The organism is Ruegeria sp. HKCCD7303, from assembly GCF_013111185.1.
Lineage (GTDB): Bacteria > Pseudomonadota > Alphaproteobacteria > Rhodobacterales > Rhodobacteraceae > Ruegeria.
Map to the genome: position 1 here is coordinate 218,056 of NZ_WVRE01000002.1, position 14,598 is coordinate 232,653.

The following is a 14,598-nucleotide window of genomic DNA, read 5'->3' on the forward strand; positions in this document are numbered from 1 at the left end:
GAAGCAAGACAAAGGGGGTGGTTCGAATCGTGAGGGTATGGCAATAAGAACATATAGTGAACAAATAATGGAGAGGATCAATGAATTTGAAAGAGATTGCAGACGAACTGGTCGCCGGATGCCGTGAGGATCGCGCCAAGGAAAACCTGTCAAAGCTATACGCTCCGGATGCTGTTTCGGTCGAAGGGCAGGATTTTCAGGGAATGGGGCGCGAAACCCACGGTGTGGAAGCCATACGTGGCAAGCATGAGTGGTGGGAAAGTGCCCATGAAGTCTCAGGGGCTTCCGTCAGTGACCCGTTTCCCCATGGTGACGACCGTTTTGCCGTGATTTTCGAAGTGCAGGGCACTGTGAAAGAAACCGGCGAAGCCTTTGATATGCGCGAGGTGGCCGTTTACCACGTGGCCGACGGCAAAATCGTGCGAGAAGAGTTCTTTTACTGATCAACGATCCGTTTCTGGTCTTCCCTGTCTGGCCGGTGCTAGACATGCGGCAATGACTGACAGGGAGGATCCGATGGATCTGGGAATTCAAGGAAAGCGCGCGCTGGTTTGCGCCAGCAGCAAGGGATTGGGGCTGGGCTGCGCAGAGGCTCTGGCAGAAGCGGGCGTTGATCTGGTGATGAACGCCCGTGGTTCTGACGCGTTGGAGGCTGAGGCCGCGCGACTTAGGTCAGAGCACGGCGTCGAGGTGCAAGCCGTCGCGTGTGACGTGACAACTGCCGAGGGTCAGGCCCAGGTGATCGAAGCCGCGCAGGGCGTTGATATTCTTGTGACAAATGCAGGTGGTCCCCCTCCGGGGCTGTGGTCAGACTGGGATCGTGATGATTTCATTGAGGCGTTGGATGCCAACATGCTAACGCCAATAGCGTTTATGAAAGCACTGTTGCCCGGAATGATCGACAAAGGATGGGGGCGTGTCGTCAACATCACTTCACAGTCGGTGCGTGCTCCGATCCCGGCCTTGGGTTTGTCGAATGCAGCGCGTACGGGTCTGACTGGATACGTGGCGGGTACGTCGCGTCAGGTTGCGCCCTTTGGGGTCAATATCAACAACCTGTTGCCGGGCATTCATGCCACCGATCGGGCGGATTCTTTGGATGGCAGTGTCGCTGCGCAACAAGGTATTTCGATCGATCAAGCGCGTGCAAATCGAGCCGCCACTATCCCTGCACGTCGTTACGGCACACGGCAGGAATTTGGTGCTGCTTGCGCGTTTCTCTGCTCGAAACAGGCGGGTTTCATAGTTGGGCAGAACATTCTGCTGGACGGTGGCGCCGGAAACATGACGATGTAAAGATGGCTCAGAATTTCTCTTTAAAAGACCAGTTGTTTAATGCGGAAAAAACCCGCTATCTCGCGGGGTTGTTTGATGCAGCTGACGCGTCTTTTGATGCCGAGGCGTTTCATGCGCAGGTTATGTCGCGCCTGCTGAAACTGGAACTGAAAGAGAGAATGGTGTGGATTTCAGACTGCCTGCAACAGGCAGTGCCGGGCGATTTACCAGCGGTTGCCCCTGTCATCCTGCGCGCTTTGCCGCCGCCTTTGGACCCCTCGAAGACAGATGATGATTTCGGGGATTTCATTTTTGGACCGTTGGGCGAGTGGGTTGCAGAGATCGGGCTGGATCACGTTGATCTGGCTTTGGATGTGCTGGAAGAGTTGACCCAGCGGTTTTCCATGGAATGGGCCATTCGCCCGTTTCTGAACCATGATCCAGACGCCGTACTAAAGCGAATGCAGACATGGTGCAGCCATGACAGCTATCATGTGCGCCGGTTGGTGAGCGAGGGCACGCGGCCCCGGTTGCCTTGGGGACAGGGGATTGGTCTTGATCTGGCAGATCCGCTGCCGCTGCTGGACCGGCTGCACGGGGACGGCACACGCTATGTTACCCGGTCTGTGGCCAATCATTTGAACGACATCACCAAGAAAAACCCTGATCTGGTTCTGGAACGCTTGGAAAAGTGGCGCGCTGATGGACGGCAGAACGTGGCTGAGTTGGACTGGATGACCTCACATACGTTGCGCGGACTGGTCAAAGCAGGACACCCCGAGGCGATGAAGGTTTTGGGGTATGACCCTGAGGCCAAGGTGGCGGTGTCAGTGGATCTGACCTCAGAGGCCCGGATAGGCGGGGCGCTGGAGTTTTCAGTTGCCCTGACCGGCGCAGGCGAGCAGCCTGTTCTGGTGGATTATATCGTTCATTTCCAACGTCCTGGTGGAAAAATCTCAGCCAAAGTGCACAAACTCAAACAGGCGTCGCTTAAAAATGGCGACTTGCACCTGAGCAAACGACACAAGCTGAAAGGCGACGCCACAACGTTCAAACTGGTACCCGGTGCACATCGGCTTGAGGTGCAGGTGAACGGCAAGGTCCGCGCGGGCGTGGATTTCGAATTGCTGGGCTCGACCTGAAAAGAAACACTCACGCTTTTGTCAAAAGCAAAGGCTTTGGATTGCTTGGCGCGGCTTGCTGCATTACCTGCGAAGAAACCATGTTTGAGGGGAAGACTGCGATGAAGCACGAGTCGGTGCAGAATTACTATGGTGAGGTCCTGCAAAGCAGCGCGGACTTGCAGACCAACGCGTGCTGTACGCCTGATGACATGCCGGATCATGTCAAAAAGATCCTTTCGAAAATCCATGACGACGTGCTGACCCGGTATTACGGCTGCGGTCTGATCGCGCCTCTGGATCTCGAGGGCATGTCGATCCTAGATCTGGGCTGCGGCGCGGGGCGTGACGTCTATGCCTTGTCGGCTATGGTGGGTGAAAACGGGCGGGTTGTCGGTGTGGACATGACGCCCGAGCAATTGGACGTTGCCCGTGCGCATCAGGACTATCACGCCCAAGCCTTTGGCCACGCCAAAAGCAATGTAGAATTCCATCACGGTTATATCGAAAAGCTGGATGAGCTGGATTTGGAGCCCGGATCGTTCGACATCATAGTGTCGAACTGCGTGATCAACTTGGCGACCGACAAGGATGCGGTTCTGCGCGGAGCGTATCGGCTGCTGAAAGAGGGTGGCGAGATGTACTTCTCGGACGTTTACGCAGACCGCCGTATCCCGCAGGCGATGGCCGAGGATGAAGTGCTGTACGGCGAATGCCTGTCGGGCGCGTTGTACTGGAATGATTTCCTGTCGATGGCCCGTAAGGCCGGTTTCGGTGATCCACGACGCGAGACTCACCGTCCGTTGACTATCGAAAATCCCGTGCTCGAAGCACGTGTGGCACCGCTTAAGTTCCTGTCGGCCACGTATCGATTGTTCAAACTACCCGCGCTGGAGCCGGCTTGCGAAGACTATGGGCAGGCGGTGGTCTACAAGGGCACCGTGCCCAACGCACCGCATGAGTTTGTTCTGGACGATCACCACATCATCGAAACCGGCAAGGTCTTTCCGGTCTGTGGCAACACGTGGATGATGTTGCAGGATACGCGTTTCGCGCGGCACTTTGATTTTATCGGTGATTTCTCGACCCATTACGGCATCTTCGAAGGCTGCGGTGGCGAAAGCCCGTTCGAAGCCGTGGGTGAGACAGCATCTTCGGGCGGTGGTTGCTGCTGATCCCTTGCACCTGAGGGGCGGGGTTGCTATCCCCGCCTAAGCCCGATGGATTTGATCGGGAAAGGCAATTGGGGTCCATCGGTGACAGGTAACGTAACTCCTCCACGTCTGGAAATTCGCAACATTATCCGCCGGTTCGAAGGGCGGGTTGTGGTGGATGATGTGTCGCTGACCGTGCAGGCGGGCAAGGTGACGTGTTTGCTGGGGCCTTCGGGCTGCGGCAAATCCACGACGCTGCGTATGATCGCCGGGGTCGAGATGCAGGACTCGGGCGAGATATACGTAGATGGCAAGCTGATCTGCGACACGGTTTTCCGGGTGCCGCCGGAACGGCGTGAGATTGGCTTGATGTTTCAGGATTTCGCGCTGTTCCCACATTTGAGCGTGGCCAATAATGTGGCGTTTGGCTTGAAGGGCAGCAAGGATGAAAAACGCGCCCGGGTTGAAGAACTGCTGCGTAAAGTAGACCTGATGCGCTTCATCGACGGATTTCCGCATCAGTTATCGGGCGGGGAGCAGCAGCGTGTGGCACTGGCCCGCGCATTGGCGCCGCGCCCCCGGATCATGTTGATGGACGAGCCGTTTTCCGGCCTCGACAACCGCCTGCGTGATGGCATTCGGGACGAAACGCTGTCTATCCTCAAGGAAGAGGACGCTGCCGTTCTGCTGGTCACGCACGAGCCGGAAGAGGCGATGCGCATGGCGGATGAGATTGCGCTGATGCGACGTGGTAAGGTGGTGCAGCAAGGCGCGCCCTATAACGTTTACACCCGACCAGCGGATAAAGCCGCCGTGGCCTTTTTCAGTGATGTCAACGTGTTGCGGGCGCAAGTGAATGGGGCTTTGGCTGATACGCCGTTTGGTCAGTTTCTTGCGCCCGGCATCCCGGACGGAACGGATGTCGAAATTGTATTCCGCCCGCAGCATGTCAAACTGGATTTTGACCGCAACGGAAAGGGACCTTTGCCCACGCCGACAGATGGTGTGGCTGCGCGGGGTGTAGTCGAGCGCGCGCGTTTTTTGGGAAATGAGAGCCTTGTCGAGTTCCGCATGCATTACGACGGCTCAATCCTCAAGGCGACGGTTCCAAATGTTTTTGTACCGGGGCCGGGTCGCGTTATGTGGCTGACCATTCGCCGTGACAAATGTTTTGTTTTCCCTGACAGCAAAAGCTGATCTGACGATTTCCGCCTGAGTGGTGCGCGAAAGCCTCAGAATGCAGGCCCGCGTCGCTTGCCGCAACGCAGACCGGGGTCTATCAAGGGCCAAACGCGGGGGTAAATCGAGCACATGCGTATTCTTCTGACCAATGACGACGGAATCAATGCTCCGGGCTTGATCACGCTTGAGGCAATCGCAGCCGAACTTGCCGGACCGGATGGCGAAGTTTGGGTGGTTGCGCCTGCCTTCGAGCAATCCGGGGTCGGGCATTGTATTAGCTATACCCATCCCACGATGATCGCCAAGCTCAGCGAGCGACGCTATGCGGCCGAAGGGTCGCCTGCGGACTGTGTATTGGCTGGGTTGCATGATGTAATGGTGGACTGCCCGCCGGATTTGGTCTTGTCGGGCGTAAACCGGGGCAACAACTCGGCTGAGAACACACTTTACTCAGGAACCATTGGTGGTGCGATGGAAGCGGCGCTGCAAGGCGTGCCGGCAATTGCACTGTCTCAGTATTTCGGCCCACGTAACCTGGGGTTGGATGATCCATTTGAGGGCGCTGCGCGCTTTGGCGCCGACCTGGTCCGGCGTATTCTGGATGCCACTCCGGTAGAGCAGGGTGATTACCGCTTGTTCTACAACGTGAATTTCCCACCCGTTCCGGCAGATGAGGTGCTGGGCACACGCGTAGCGGCACAGGGTTTCCGGCGTGATACACATTTCTCGGTCGAGCCACACAGTTCGCCCTCGGGGCGGCGGTTCCTGTGGATCAAGGGCGGTTATCAGCACAACCCGACGGCGCCGGGCACCGATGCGGCGGTCAATTTGGAAGGTTACATTTCGGTCACGCCGATGCGCGCCGACTTGACCGCGCATGACATGCTGGAGGCATTGAAGGCAGTCGAATGAGCGGACTGGACCCCGAAACCGTAATGCAGTTCCTCTTTGCCTTGCGCAAAAGGGGCGTGACCGATGCGCGTGTTTTAGCGGCTATGGAGCAGGTGGATCGGGGGCGGTTTGTCACTGGCCTGTTTGCGGATCGCGCTTACGAGGACATGCCGCTGCCAATCGCCTGCGGTCAGACAATCAGCCAGCCTTCGGTTGTCGGGCTGATGACACAGGCGCTGGATGTGCGGGCGCGGGACACCGTGCTCGAGATCGGAACCGGCTCGGGCTATCAGGCGGCGATCCTGTCGAAACTGGCGCGCCGTGTCTATACCGTCGAACGTCACCGGCGGCTGGTGAGCGAAACGGGCAAGCTGTTTACCGATTTGGGCCTGACCAATGTCACCGCCATGTTGTCTGATGGATCCTTCGGTTTACCGGAACAGGCACCGTTTGATCGGATCATTGTGACAGCCGCAGCCGAGGACCCTCCGGGCCCGCTCTTGGCGCAGCTTAAAATCGGGGGTATTATGGTTTTACCCGTGGGGCAGTCGGATGCGGTGCAGCAGTTGATCAAAGTGACACGCACTGAAACCGGTCTGGACTATGATGAATTGACGTCAGTTCGTTTTGTGCCTCTGCTTGAGGGACTTGGGAAGGACGAGAAGTAACAGGCTTTGTGAGTTGGTCGCCGGAACCCCGGAAAACAGGGGCAGGCTTTGAGGACAGAATTATGAAAGCAGTATCCAAATCATCTATGCGCCGCTGTGCAACCGGACTGGTCGCTGTGGCAGTTCTGGCCGGGTGTGAAGGGCCTCTGGACTATGATTTGCGCGGGCAAGTCGGCGGGTTCTCGACCACCGATGCGGCGCTGTCGGCCACTACGTCGCGGCCCAAACCGGACAGTCGGGGCGTGATCACCTATCCTAACTATCAGGTTGTCGTCGCCCGACGAGGCGACACGGTGCGGGACGTAGCCGCACGGGTGGGCCTGCCGGAAGAGGAATTGTCACGCTTTAACGGTCTGCAGACAACCGACACCTTGCGCGAAGGCGAAGTGCTGGCGCTGCCGCGGTCAGTGGGTGCAGGAAGCGGAGTGGATATCGCCTCGGTGGCCGGAAATGCAATCGATCAGGCCCCGGATACAAACTCGGTTCAGACAACGACGTTGGAACCTGCGAAACCAGCGACATCCCCGGCTCCAGTGACCTCGGGGCCGGAGCCGGTTCGGCACAAGGTGAAGAGGGGCGAGACAGCCTATACCATCTCGCGGCTCTATCAGGTGCCGGTTGAAGCCTTGGCGGAATGGAACGGGTTGGGGCCAGATTTCACCGTGCGCGAAGGTCAGTTTCTGCTGATCCCGGTCAAGAACCAACCAGCGCCAAGGCAAAGCGCTGCTGCCGCAGCACCTGTTGCGGCAACGGAAGTGACCGAGCCGGGGCAGGGCTCGCCCACGCCGACGCCGCCAAGCGCAACGCAGCCTCTGCCTGAAGAAGATGTCGCGCCGCTGGCCGAGGCCCCCGATGTGACGGCTGAAGCCCCGACCAATACGCGGTCTTCAGCTTTGTCTCTGCCGGTAAGCGGCACCATCATTCGTGGGTATAACAAAGGCAAGAATGAAGGTATCGACATCGCAGCAGCACCCGGCACGGCGGTGACGGCGGCCGACGCGGGCACTGTTGCGGCAATTACGGCGGACGCGGATCAGGTTCCGATCATCGTGGTCAAGCACAAGAACGATCTGCTGACAGTCTATGCCAATGTCGATGATATCACCGTCAAGAAAGGCGACCGAGTACGTCGTGGCCAAAAGCTTGCGCAGCTGAGGGGCGGAGACAATGCCTATGTGCATTTTGAAGTGCGCAAAGGGTTCGAGTCAGTCGATCCAGAGCCTTACCTGAAATAAGGGAAATAGCCCGTTTCGGGCCATGCTTTTCGCGCAAAGACTAGGAAAAGATGAAACCTGTCAATCGTTTGGGTCGTAGTCGCTCAGGCGTTTGCCAGGTTCATCGGCAAAGACTTCCGGCAGAGGTAAGACGGATTCGATCAGGTCGATACGGAAGACCCGGAAACCCTGACGCAGCTCGCACCAGGCCGTGAGGGTCCAGACGCGGCCCCAATACTCCATGTGCAGCGGGCGGATAGTGCGGTTGGTGAGAACCCCGTCGATTCTGCGATAGGACAAGCGGAGTTTCTGGCGTGATTTGATGGCCGCGCGGATCGGGGCCATATGTGCCAGCCCGCGGGCGGCATCGGCAAAGGGGTAGACTGCGAATTTCCACGTGTCAGCTTCGGCCACAACCTGCGTCGGTAGAACCGCGTCGATTTTGTCAGCCAGCGCGTTGGCGGCGGCTTTAAGTTCCGGGTCGGCAGCTTCCGCCACGATGGCCATGCCAAGGTTCAGCGCCTCAAGCTCGGCTGGGGTCAGGTTCAAAGGGGGCAGAGTAATCTGCTCGCGCACCATGTAGCCTACGCCGCGCTCGCCTTCGACCGGAACACCCGAAGCCACCAGCGTGTCCATGTCGCGATAGATGGTGCGGACCGACACCTCAAGCCGGTCCGCAATGTCCTTCGCACGGTGCAGTTTGCCGTCGCGCAGGATCTGGATGATATCAAATAGGCGATCCGTGCGGCGCATGTCACGCCGCCCAGACTGCGCCTAGGCAGTCATGTTCCATAGCACATTCTCGTGACGCATCTGAATGCTTTCAGGGTTGATGGCCGCCATCATACCGGCGCAAAAGTCCTGTTGTGGGAATTGTGCGGCGGCGTCCTTGGCCGCCTTCATGTCCGTCCAGATGACATAGTCAGTCCAGCGACCGTCTTCGCCCTGGCTCAACTGGCGGTTGGCAAAGCCCGGTGCGCTGCGCACAAAGGCTTCTGAGGCTTGGCTGAGCTTCACAAACTCTTCCGGTGTAGTGCCATTGGCGAGGGTGAAGGTGACGATTTCAGCAACATGGGTCATTTGGGTCTCCGTTGACCAGGTTTCGATACCGTCTACTTATGCGTACCCAACTGACATAAACCTGTCAGTTGAGAAATACGAGCCCTTAGATTCTTTCAGATCACATCAAATTTTGCCTTCAATCCGCTTCTGATCTCTTTTTACAAAAAGCCTCCGGGCGTAAACACAGAGCCAGTTCATATTCCCGGCGTTCATTCGCGCCGACGAAAAAGGAGAAAAGACATGCTCAACAATATCGGCCTTCCCGGTCTTCTGCTGATCGCCGTTGTGGTTCTGGTTCTGTTTGGTCGCGGCAAGATCAGCTCGCTGATGGGCGAAGTTGGCAAAGGCATCACCGCGTTCAAAAAAGGCGTGAAGGACGGAACGGAAGAGCTGGAACAGGATGCGTCCGAGATCGCCAAGGACGTGACCCCCGAAACCGAGAAAGACAAGGCGTAAGCGCAGATGTTTGATCTGGGCTGGACCGAACTTCTGGTCATCGGCATCGTCGCCCTGATCGTTGTGGGGCCGAAGGACCTGCCGGTGCTGTTCCGCAATGTCGGGCGTTTTGTCGGCAAAGCCCGTGGCATGGCGCGCGAATTCAGCAGCGCCATGAACGAGGCTGCGGATCAGGCTGGCGTGAACGAGATCAAGAAAGGTCTCAACGCCGCCGCGAATCCTGTGGGTTCTGCCGTGGACGGTGTCAAACAAGCCGCGCAGGACATGGCAAAAAGCATCGATCCCACTAAATTCGATCCTGACAGCGAAACCGGCAAACTGGCGGCAGAACGGGCCGAGCAGGCCAAGAAAATTCAGGCCACCACAGCACGTGCCGCTGCCGAGCGCAAAGCCAAGGAAGCCGCCGACGCACTGGCCAAGGCGGAAGAGGCCGAAGCCGCGCTGAATACTGAAAGCAAGACATGAGCAAGACCGACGAGATCGAAGATACCTCGGCGCCCCTGATCGAGCATCTGGCCGAGCTGCGCACACGGTTGATACACTGTGTCGTGGCATTTCTGGTCGGTATGATCATCTGCTTTACCGTGGCCACGCCGCTTTTTAACTTTCTGACAAATCCCCTGTGCGAGGTTCTGACCGAGCGTGGACAGGATTGCGGCCTGATTTTCATCTCGCCGCAGGAAGGTTTTTTTGTGGCTATCAAGGTCTCGTTGCTGGGCGGGTTTATTCTGGCGTTTCCCTATATAGGGATGCAGATGTGGCGCTTTGTGGCGCCTGGTCTCTACAAGTCGGAAAAGAACGCGTTTTTGCCCTTTATGCTGGCCTCGCCCTTCATGTTCCTTCTGGGCGCAAGCTTTGCGTTCTATGTCGTCACGCCACTGGCCTATGATTTCTTTCTTGGGTTTCAGCAGTTCGGCGCCGAAGGTGAAGCCGTAGCAGAAGGTGCAACTCCTGCACCCCTGAGCGTTGTTTTCCAGGGCTCAGCACAGGAATACCTGAACCTGACGATCAAGTTCATCGTGGCTTTCGGACTGTGCTTCCAACTGCCGGTTCTTTTGACCCTCATGGGCAAGGCGGGACTGGTCAGCGCCGAAGGGCTGGGTGCCGTGCGCAAATATGCCGTCGTAGGCATTCTGGTTTTAGCGGCCATTGTCACGCCCCCTGACGTGATCACTCAGATCATCCTCTTTGTTGTGGTTTATGGTCTCTACGAAATTTCGATCTTTTTGGTAGCCCGGGTTGAACGGAAGCGAGAAGAACAATTGCGCGCCGACGGCTACTACGACGATGAAGAGGCCGAAGCGGATGAAGACCTTATGCAGGAGTTCGAAGACAAGAAGTAATCTGCTGAGAAAACAACAAAGGCGCGCCACATCTGGGCGCGCCTTTTTCGTTGGTTGGCCTTGTTGCGTCAATCAGAACATGCTTTGAACCCATCAGAATTGACCGGAGGACCCGATGGACGACCAAGCTTTGAACCGCATCGCCGCTGCATTGGAACGCATGGCACCGGCGCCTCTGGCAACGCCGGATTTCAACGCGGCACCGGCTTTTGTCTGGCATGTGGAACCAGAACGTCTGGAACCGGTGGAGCAGGTCAACCGCGTCGATTTGGACTTATTGGTCGGCATCAACCGGTCGCGCGATACCTTGCTCGACAACACACGCCGGTTTGCTGCCGGGTACAAAGCGAACAACGCGTTGTTGTGGGGCGCTCGGGGAATGGGGAAGTCCAGCCTGGTAAAGGCCGTCCACGGCACGCTCAGCACGGATCACCCGGATCTGAAACTTGTAGAGCTACAGCGTGAAGATATGGCTTCAGTCGCGCGCCTGTTGAATCATCTGCGCCCCGCCCCGTACCGGTTCATCCTGTTCTGTGATGACCTGTCGTTCAGTCATGATGACCAGCACTACAAGTCGCTCAAGGCCGTTCTGGATGGAGGCATCGAAGGCCGACCCGAGAACGTGGTGTTCTATGCCACTTCGAACCGCCGTCATCTGATGCCACGGGATATGATCGAAAACGAACGCTCCAGCGCCATCAACCCATCCGAGGCGGTTGAGGAAAAAGTCTCGCTGTCCGACCGTTTCGGTCTTTGGTTGGGTTTCCATCCCTGTGATCAGGACGAATACCTTGCCATGATTGACCGGTATTGCGCGGCCTATGGTGTGTCAGCCGATGCAGATACCCTGCGGGCTGAAGCGATCGAATGGCAAGCTACGCGCGGTTCGCGCTCGGGCCGTGTCGCATGGCAGTTCTTCGTCGATCTGGCCGGGCGCAATGGCGTCCATATCGCCTGATCCCAGCTTCATCTGGCTAAAAATACCTCCGCCGGCGGCATGGCCCGATAGGGCCATTTCCTATAACAGCGCCAGAATGCGCGCGGCTTCACTTGCCGTGCTGTTCAACGCATCCCGGTCTTCTCCGGGATGAAACCTTGCACGTACAGCGGTGGGCATCGGTGCAGGTTCGACAATTGAAACGCGCGGACCGGTGCGTTCGGTTTCCGCGGCCCAGCTACGGGCCAGAGCCATCTGCGCCGCCTTGGTGGCCCCATAGATGCCATAGAATTTTTCACCAACCTTCGGATCGTCAAAGAACACCGCGTGGCCGTTTTCACCCAGCAGGGGCGTAACGTAGGGAATCAGAACCGAGGTCGCATTGGCGTTGGTGTTAACGGCCTTTGCCCACTCTTTGGGATCAATGAAATGAGCCGGTGTCAGGGCCGAGGTATGGATCGCTGTGTGCAACCAAAGATCCACCTTGCCCCAACGGTCGTGAATTCCTCTGCACAAGGTTGCCATGGCATTTGGATCGGTGATGTCCATAGGGGCCAGCGTTGCCGACCCACCCTTGGCCTTGATCCTGTCGTCCAGCTCTTCCAGCCCGCCGGTGGTGCGGGCAACGGCGACGATATGATATTCGGGCGCCAACGCTTCGGCCAGGGCAGCGCCCAACCCGCGAGAGGCCCCGGTGATAAGGGCGATTTTGGTCTGATCGGTCATGGCTGCGGTTTGAACCCCTGCGCGCGGGGCGTCAAGTCGCGATTAGCTGCCGGGAATGGTGATCCGCTTGGTCTGGCCGCTTTGTCGCAGCATAATGCCATGTTCATCAATCGCAACAACCGTACCCGAAGCAACCCGACTGCCGGTTTTGACCTCTTTTACTCGTCCCGACGAAAGTCGCATGAGGGCCCGCATCTCGGCCTTTGGTCCAAAGACGCCAAGGACCGACACGGAGTTCTTCTTCAACGCGCCCCGCTGGGTGGCCGCGCTTTTGACTGTTGCATTCGACATGATCTGCGGCCTGGACCGTAGCCCAAACCCCTTTTTAGTGAGTGGTGTGGGCCAACTACCAAAACCAAAGCGCAAGCAAAAGCGCATCACACACAGATGTCATCGAGAAAAAAATGCCCTACGAAAAAGCCCCTGAGATCACACGGCATTCACCGCTGAGTTGTGGCAAAAAACCACTCATCGAAACGGCCCGAACTGAATGCTGTCGTCACGTTACCAAAGCGAATCATCCGCCCTTAGCACCGGGGGGTAAAGGTGAACCCGTTTAGCCAGAAGCCAGCTTTGCCGCGTTCCACGACCCGCCGGGCACCTGCATGTCTGCACGCTTCTGGCTGACGCGGCTGCTGTTTTCCAGATTGTCCAGATAATCCTCGCTGACGCTGCCGGTGATATAATTGCCGTCAAAGCACGAACAGTCAAAGGCGTCGATCTCGGGGTTGCCTTCTTTGGCGGCCCAGATCAGGTCATCCAGATGCTGATAGAACAGAGCATCCGCGCCCAGTTCTTCGCGGATCTCCTCGATCTCTTTTCCGTTTGCGATCAACTCGGCCTTAGTCGGCATGTCGATGCCGTAGACATTGGGGTATTTTACCGGGGGCGAGGCGCTTGCGACATAAACTTTCTTGGCACCCGCGTCGCGACACATCTGCACAATTTTTTTGATGGTATTGCCGCGCACGATGGAATCGTCGATCAGCAAAACGCTGTGGCCATCAAATTCCAGCGGAACGGCGTTCAACTTGCGGCGAACGGATTTCTGCCGTTCAGCCTGGCCAGGCATGATGAAGGTGCGCCCGACATAACGGTTTTTCACCAGACCTTCGCGATAGGGGATTCCGGTGATCTTGGCTGCTTCCAATGCCACGGGGCGGGCACTATCCGGTACAGGGATGATCCGGTCGATTTCCAGACCAGACTCCTGAATCTGCTTGGCCAGCGTCTGCCCCATACGCATTTGGGTTTTGTACACCGAAACCCCGTCCAGCAGTGAATCAGGACGGGCGAGGTACACGTATTCAAAGATACAGGGCGTCAGCTTGCCTTCGACGGCCTGGAATTCGTGCATGTTGCCGTCCAGATCGATCAAGATCGCTTCACCCGGGCGCAGATCGCGCAGCTTTTCAAAGCCGTTGATGCCGAAGGCTACGTCTTCTGAGGCAAACGCATAGTCATCGCCCTGGCCATCGACCTCGCGCTTTGCAACCGACAGAGGACGAATCCCAAACGGATCGCGGAAGGCCAGCATCCCGACGCCCGCGACCAGACATATCACGGAATAGGCGCCCTGAACGCGTTCCATCGTCATCTTCACACCTGCAAACAGGTTGCGGATGGGTTCCGCATTGCCGTTTACCTTGATCGCGTCCGCCACCTTGTCGGCCAAGACGTTCAACAGAATCTCGGAGTCTGAGGTGGTGCGCAGATGGCGGCTGTATTTGCCGGTAACCTTCTCGCGCTGCTCGGCAGTGTTGGTAATGTTGCCGTTGTGAACCAGATAGATGCCATAAGGCGCGTTTACAAAGAACGGCTGCGCCTCGGCCGCGCTAAGCGAACCTGCGGTGGGATAACGGACATGGCCCATGCCGACATGGCCCAGAAGGGTTTCGGCGTCCTGAGCATTGAACACGTCCTTGACCAACCCGTTGGCCTTCTTTTCCCGGAAAAACTCGCCATTGAAGGTCACGATCCCCGAGGCATCTTGACCCCGGTGCTGCAGCATAAGCAGCCCGTCATAGATCTCGGCAAACACATCATGTGTCCGGCTTGCGATTCCCAAAATCCCACACATTTACGGGGCTCCAACTTCTATGACGATTTTATCTGAGGACTGACCGCTTTTCGGAGACGGGCCGTCTGCAAAGCGTATGCGGATGTCTTGGTAGCAGGTGAAATTGACGCCAATAGGGCGACTATCATCACGACCAGCGCGCATTCATACAGAAAGAACAAGATCGGTGGCTCCGATTCCGTGGCGGGTTGGCCTCCACATAAAGCCTAATGACCGGGCTGTCATCAAAGGATCACACTCACCTATTGCCGCAGGCGGAAATATTCGCCGGAGTCGTGTTGTGACGAAGGTGATGACATGCACAGACATATATGCTGTCATGCTAAGGAGTATCCGCAAGTTTGGAGTAGTAGAGCACACAGAGGACCCGAATGTGGCAGCATAAGTCTCAACAGAACAAGCAGGAACGCATCAAACAACGGTGTCATCGCTGCCGGGGCATGGGGCGTGCGCCTTGTCAGATCTGCAACGGTGCTGGTGAAGTTGCCA

At 57.3% G+C, this 14,598-nt stretch carries 17 protein-coding genes; 12 read left to right on the forward strand and 5 right to left on the reverse strand.

From position 1 onward, the window contains the following. The first annotated feature begins 80 nt into the window (after positions 1 to 80). From GS630_RS05695 to GS630_RS05730, 8 genes are all read left to right on the forward strand, one after another. Entirely contained in the window at positions 81 to 443 is a 363-nt protein-coding gene (locus GS630_RS05695; protein WP_171179893.1) for a nuclear transport factor 2 family protein, read from the forward strand. 73 nt (positions 444 to 516) lie between these two features. Beyond that, positions 517 to 1,296, forward strand: coding sequence for an SDR family oxidoreductase (locus GS630_RS05700; protein WP_171234577.1), 780 nt, complete (start codon positions 517 to 519; stop codon positions 1,294 to 1,296). A gap of 2 nt (positions 1,297 to 1,298) precedes the next feature. Beyond that, on the forward strand, positions 1,299 to 2,417 hold the full coding sequence (locus GS630_RS05705) for a hypothetical protein (RefSeq protein ID WP_171618864.1): 1,119 nt from the start codon (positions 1,299 to 1,301) through the stop codon (positions 2,415 to 2,417). Positions 2,418 to 2,518: 101 nt separating this feature from the next. Then, positions 2,519 to 3,571, forward strand: a complete 1,053-nt coding sequence (locus tag GS630_RS05710) for a methyltransferase domain-containing protein (protein WP_171179897.1) — start codon at positions 2,519 to 2,521, stop codon at positions 3,569 to 3,571. A gap of 45 nt (positions 3,572 to 3,616) precedes the next feature. Beyond that, complete coding sequence (locus GS630_RS05715; RefSeq protein ID WP_171618866.1) at positions 3,617 to 4,747, forward strand: ABC transporter ATP-binding protein; 1,131 nt, start codon at positions 3,617 to 3,619, stop codon at positions 4,745 to 4,747. 114 nt (positions 4,748 to 4,861) lie between these two features. Continuing rightward, a complete protein-coding gene (gene surE, locus GS630_RS05720) occupies positions 4,862 to 5,644 on the forward strand; it encodes a 5'/3'-nucleotidase SurE (protein ID WP_171179901.1) in 783 nt (260 codons plus the stop codon). Continuing rightward, the gene (locus GS630_RS05725; protein ID WP_171179903.1) at positions 5,641 to 6,291 is read left to right on the forward strand and encodes a protein-L-isoaspartate(D-aspartate) O-methyltransferase; all 651 of its coding nucleotides are present in this window, start codon (positions 5,641 to 5,643) and stop codon (positions 6,289 to 6,291) included. Before surE ends, GS630_RS05725 begins: the two co-directional genes overlap by 4 nt. Positions 6,292 to 6,353: 62 nt before the next feature. Continuing rightward, on the forward strand, positions 6,354 to 7,526 hold the full coding sequence (locus tag GS630_RS05730) for a M23 family metallopeptidase (protein ID WP_171179905.1): 1,173 nt from the start codon (positions 6,354 to 6,356) through the stop codon (positions 7,524 to 7,526). Positions 7,527 to 7,586: 60 nt separating this feature from the next. Here the strand turns inward: GS630_RS05730 and GS630_RS05735 are convergent, their stop codons facing one another. Then, positions 7,587 to 8,258 (reverse strand): YafY family protein, encoded by a 672-nt coding sequence (locus GS630_RS05735; RefSeq protein WP_171179907.1) that lies wholly within the window; start codon positions 8,256 to 8,258, stop codon positions 7,587 to 7,589. Between the two features lie 21 nt (positions 8,259 to 8,279). After that, positions 8,280 to 8,585 (reverse strand): hypothetical protein, encoded by a 306-nt coding sequence (locus GS630_RS05740; protein WP_171234398.1) that lies wholly within the window; start codon positions 8,583 to 8,585, stop codon positions 8,280 to 8,282. Positions 8,586 to 8,807: 222 nt separating this feature from the next. On the opposite strand from GS630_RS05740, the gene GS630_RS05745 reads away from it, so the two are divergent. The 4 genes from GS630_RS05745 (at position 8,808) to GS630_RS05760 (ending at position 11,324) form a co-directional block, all read left to right on the forward strand. After that, on the forward strand, positions 8,808 to 9,023 hold the full coding sequence (locus GS630_RS05745) for a twin-arginine translocase TatA/TatE family subunit (protein WP_171179912.1): 216 nt from the start codon (positions 8,808 to 8,810) through the stop codon (positions 9,021 to 9,023). Positions 9,024 to 9,029: 6 nt separating this feature from the next. Continuing rightward, a complete protein-coding gene (gene tatB / locus GS630_RS05750; protein ID WP_171179914.1) occupies positions 9,030 to 9,488 on the forward strand; it encodes a Sec-independent protein translocase protein TatB in 459 nt (152 codons plus the stop codon). Beyond that, entirely contained in the window at positions 9,485 to 10,366 is an 882-nt protein-coding gene (gene tatC / locus GS630_RS05755; protein ID WP_171618868.1) for a twin-arginine translocase subunit TatC, read from the forward strand. Before tatB ends, tatC begins: the two co-directional genes overlap by 4 nt. A 115-nt stretch (positions 10,367 to 10,481) precedes the next feature. Continuing rightward, entirely contained in the window at positions 10,482 to 11,324 is an 843-nt protein-coding gene (locus GS630_RS05760; RefSeq protein WP_171179918.1) for an ATP-binding protein, read from the forward strand. Between the two features lie 60 nt (positions 11,325 to 11,384). On the opposite strand, the gene GS630_RS05765 is transcribed toward GS630_RS05760, so the two are convergent. The 3 genes from GS630_RS05765 to purF form a co-directional block, all read right to left on the reverse strand. Continuing rightward, positions 11,385 to 12,029, reverse strand: a complete 645-nt coding sequence (locus tag GS630_RS05765; protein WP_171179920.1) for an SDR family oxidoreductase — start codon at positions 12,027 to 12,029, stop codon at positions 11,385 to 11,387. 42 nt (positions 12,030 to 12,071) lie between these two features. Next, positions 12,072 to 12,320 carry a hypothetical protein gene (locus GS630_RS05770; RefSeq protein ID WP_171234395.1) on the reverse strand — a complete coding sequence of 83 codons (249 nt, stop codon included), beginning with the start codon at positions 12,318 to 12,320 and terminating at the stop codon, positions 12,072 to 12,074. A 265-nt stretch (positions 12,321 to 12,585) separates the two neighbouring features. Beyond that, on the reverse strand, positions 12,586 to 14,109 hold the full coding sequence (gene purF / locus GS630_RS05775; RefSeq protein ID WP_171179924.1) for an amidophosphoribosyltransferase: 1,524 nt from the start codon (positions 14,107 to 14,109) through the stop codon (positions 12,586 to 12,588). Positions 14,110 to 14,598 lie beyond the last annotated feature (489 nt).

What these genes read in the sequence shown, in the direction of transcription:
- GS630_RS05695 (WP_171179893.1), top strand. Translation starts at nt 81, where the DNA reads ATGAATTTGAAAGAGATTGCAGACGAACTGGTCGCCGGATGCCGTGAG.
- GS630_RS05700 (WP_171234577.1), top strand. Translation starts at nt 517, where the DNA reads ATGGATCTGGGAATTCAAGGAAAGCGCGCGCTGGTTTGCGCCAGCAGC.
- GS630_RS05705 (WP_171618864.1), top strand. Translation starts at nt 1,299, where the DNA reads ATGGCTCAGAATTTCTCTTTAAAAGACCAGTTGTTTAATGCGGAAAAA.
- GS630_RS05710 (WP_171179897.1), top strand. Translation starts at nt 2,519, where the DNA reads ATGAAGCACGAGTCGGTGCAGAATTACTATGGTGAGGTCCTGCAAAGC.
- GS630_RS05715 (WP_171618866.1), top strand. Translation starts at nt 3,617, where the DNA reads ATGGATTTGATCGGGAAAGGCAATTGGGGTCCATCGGTGACAGGTAAC.
- surE (WP_171179901.1), top strand. Translation starts at nt 4,862, where the DNA reads ATGCGTATTCTTCTGACCAATGACGACGGAATCAATGCTCCGGGCTTG.
- GS630_RS05725 (WP_171179903.1), top strand. Translation starts at nt 5,641, where the DNA reads ATGAGCGGACTGGACCCCGAAACCGTAATGCAGTTCCTCTTTGCCTTG.
- GS630_RS05730 (WP_171179905.1), top strand. Translation starts at nt 6,354, where the DNA reads ATGAAAGCAGTATCCAAATCATCTATGCGCCGCTGTGCAACCGGACTG.
- GS630_RS05735 (WP_171179907.1), bottom strand. Translation starts at nt 8,258, where the DNA reads ATGCGCCGCACGGATCGCCTATTTGATATCATCCAGATCCTGCGCGAC.
- GS630_RS05740 (WP_171234398.1), bottom strand. Translation starts at nt 8,585, where the DNA reads ATGACCCATGTTGCTGAAATCGTCACCTTCACCCTCGCCAATGGCACT.
- GS630_RS05745 (WP_171179912.1), top strand. Translation starts at nt 8,808, where the DNA reads ATGCTCAACAATATCGGCCTTCCCGGTCTTCTGCTGATCGCCGTTGTG.
- tatB (WP_171179914.1), top strand. Translation starts at nt 9,030, where the DNA reads ATGTTTGATCTGGGCTGGACCGAACTTCTGGTCATCGGCATCGTCGCC.
- tatC (WP_171618868.1), top strand. Translation starts at nt 9,485, where the DNA reads ATGAGCAAGACCGACGAGATCGAAGATACCTCGGCGCCCCTGATCGAG.
- GS630_RS05760 (WP_171179918.1), top strand. Translation starts at nt 10,482, where the DNA reads ATGGACGACCAAGCTTTGAACCGCATCGCCGCTGCATTGGAACGCATG.
- GS630_RS05765 (WP_171179920.1), bottom strand. Translation starts at nt 12,029, where the DNA reads ATGACCGATCAGACCAAAATCGCCCTTATCACCGGGGCCTCTCGCGGG.
- GS630_RS05770 (WP_171234395.1), bottom strand. Translation starts at nt 12,320, where the DNA reads ATGTCGAATGCAACAGTCAAAAGCGCGGCCACCCAGCGGGGCGCGTTG.
- purF (WP_171179924.1), bottom strand. Translation starts at nt 14,109, where the DNA reads ATGTGTGGGATTTTGGGAATCGCAAGCCGGACACATGATGTGTTTGCC.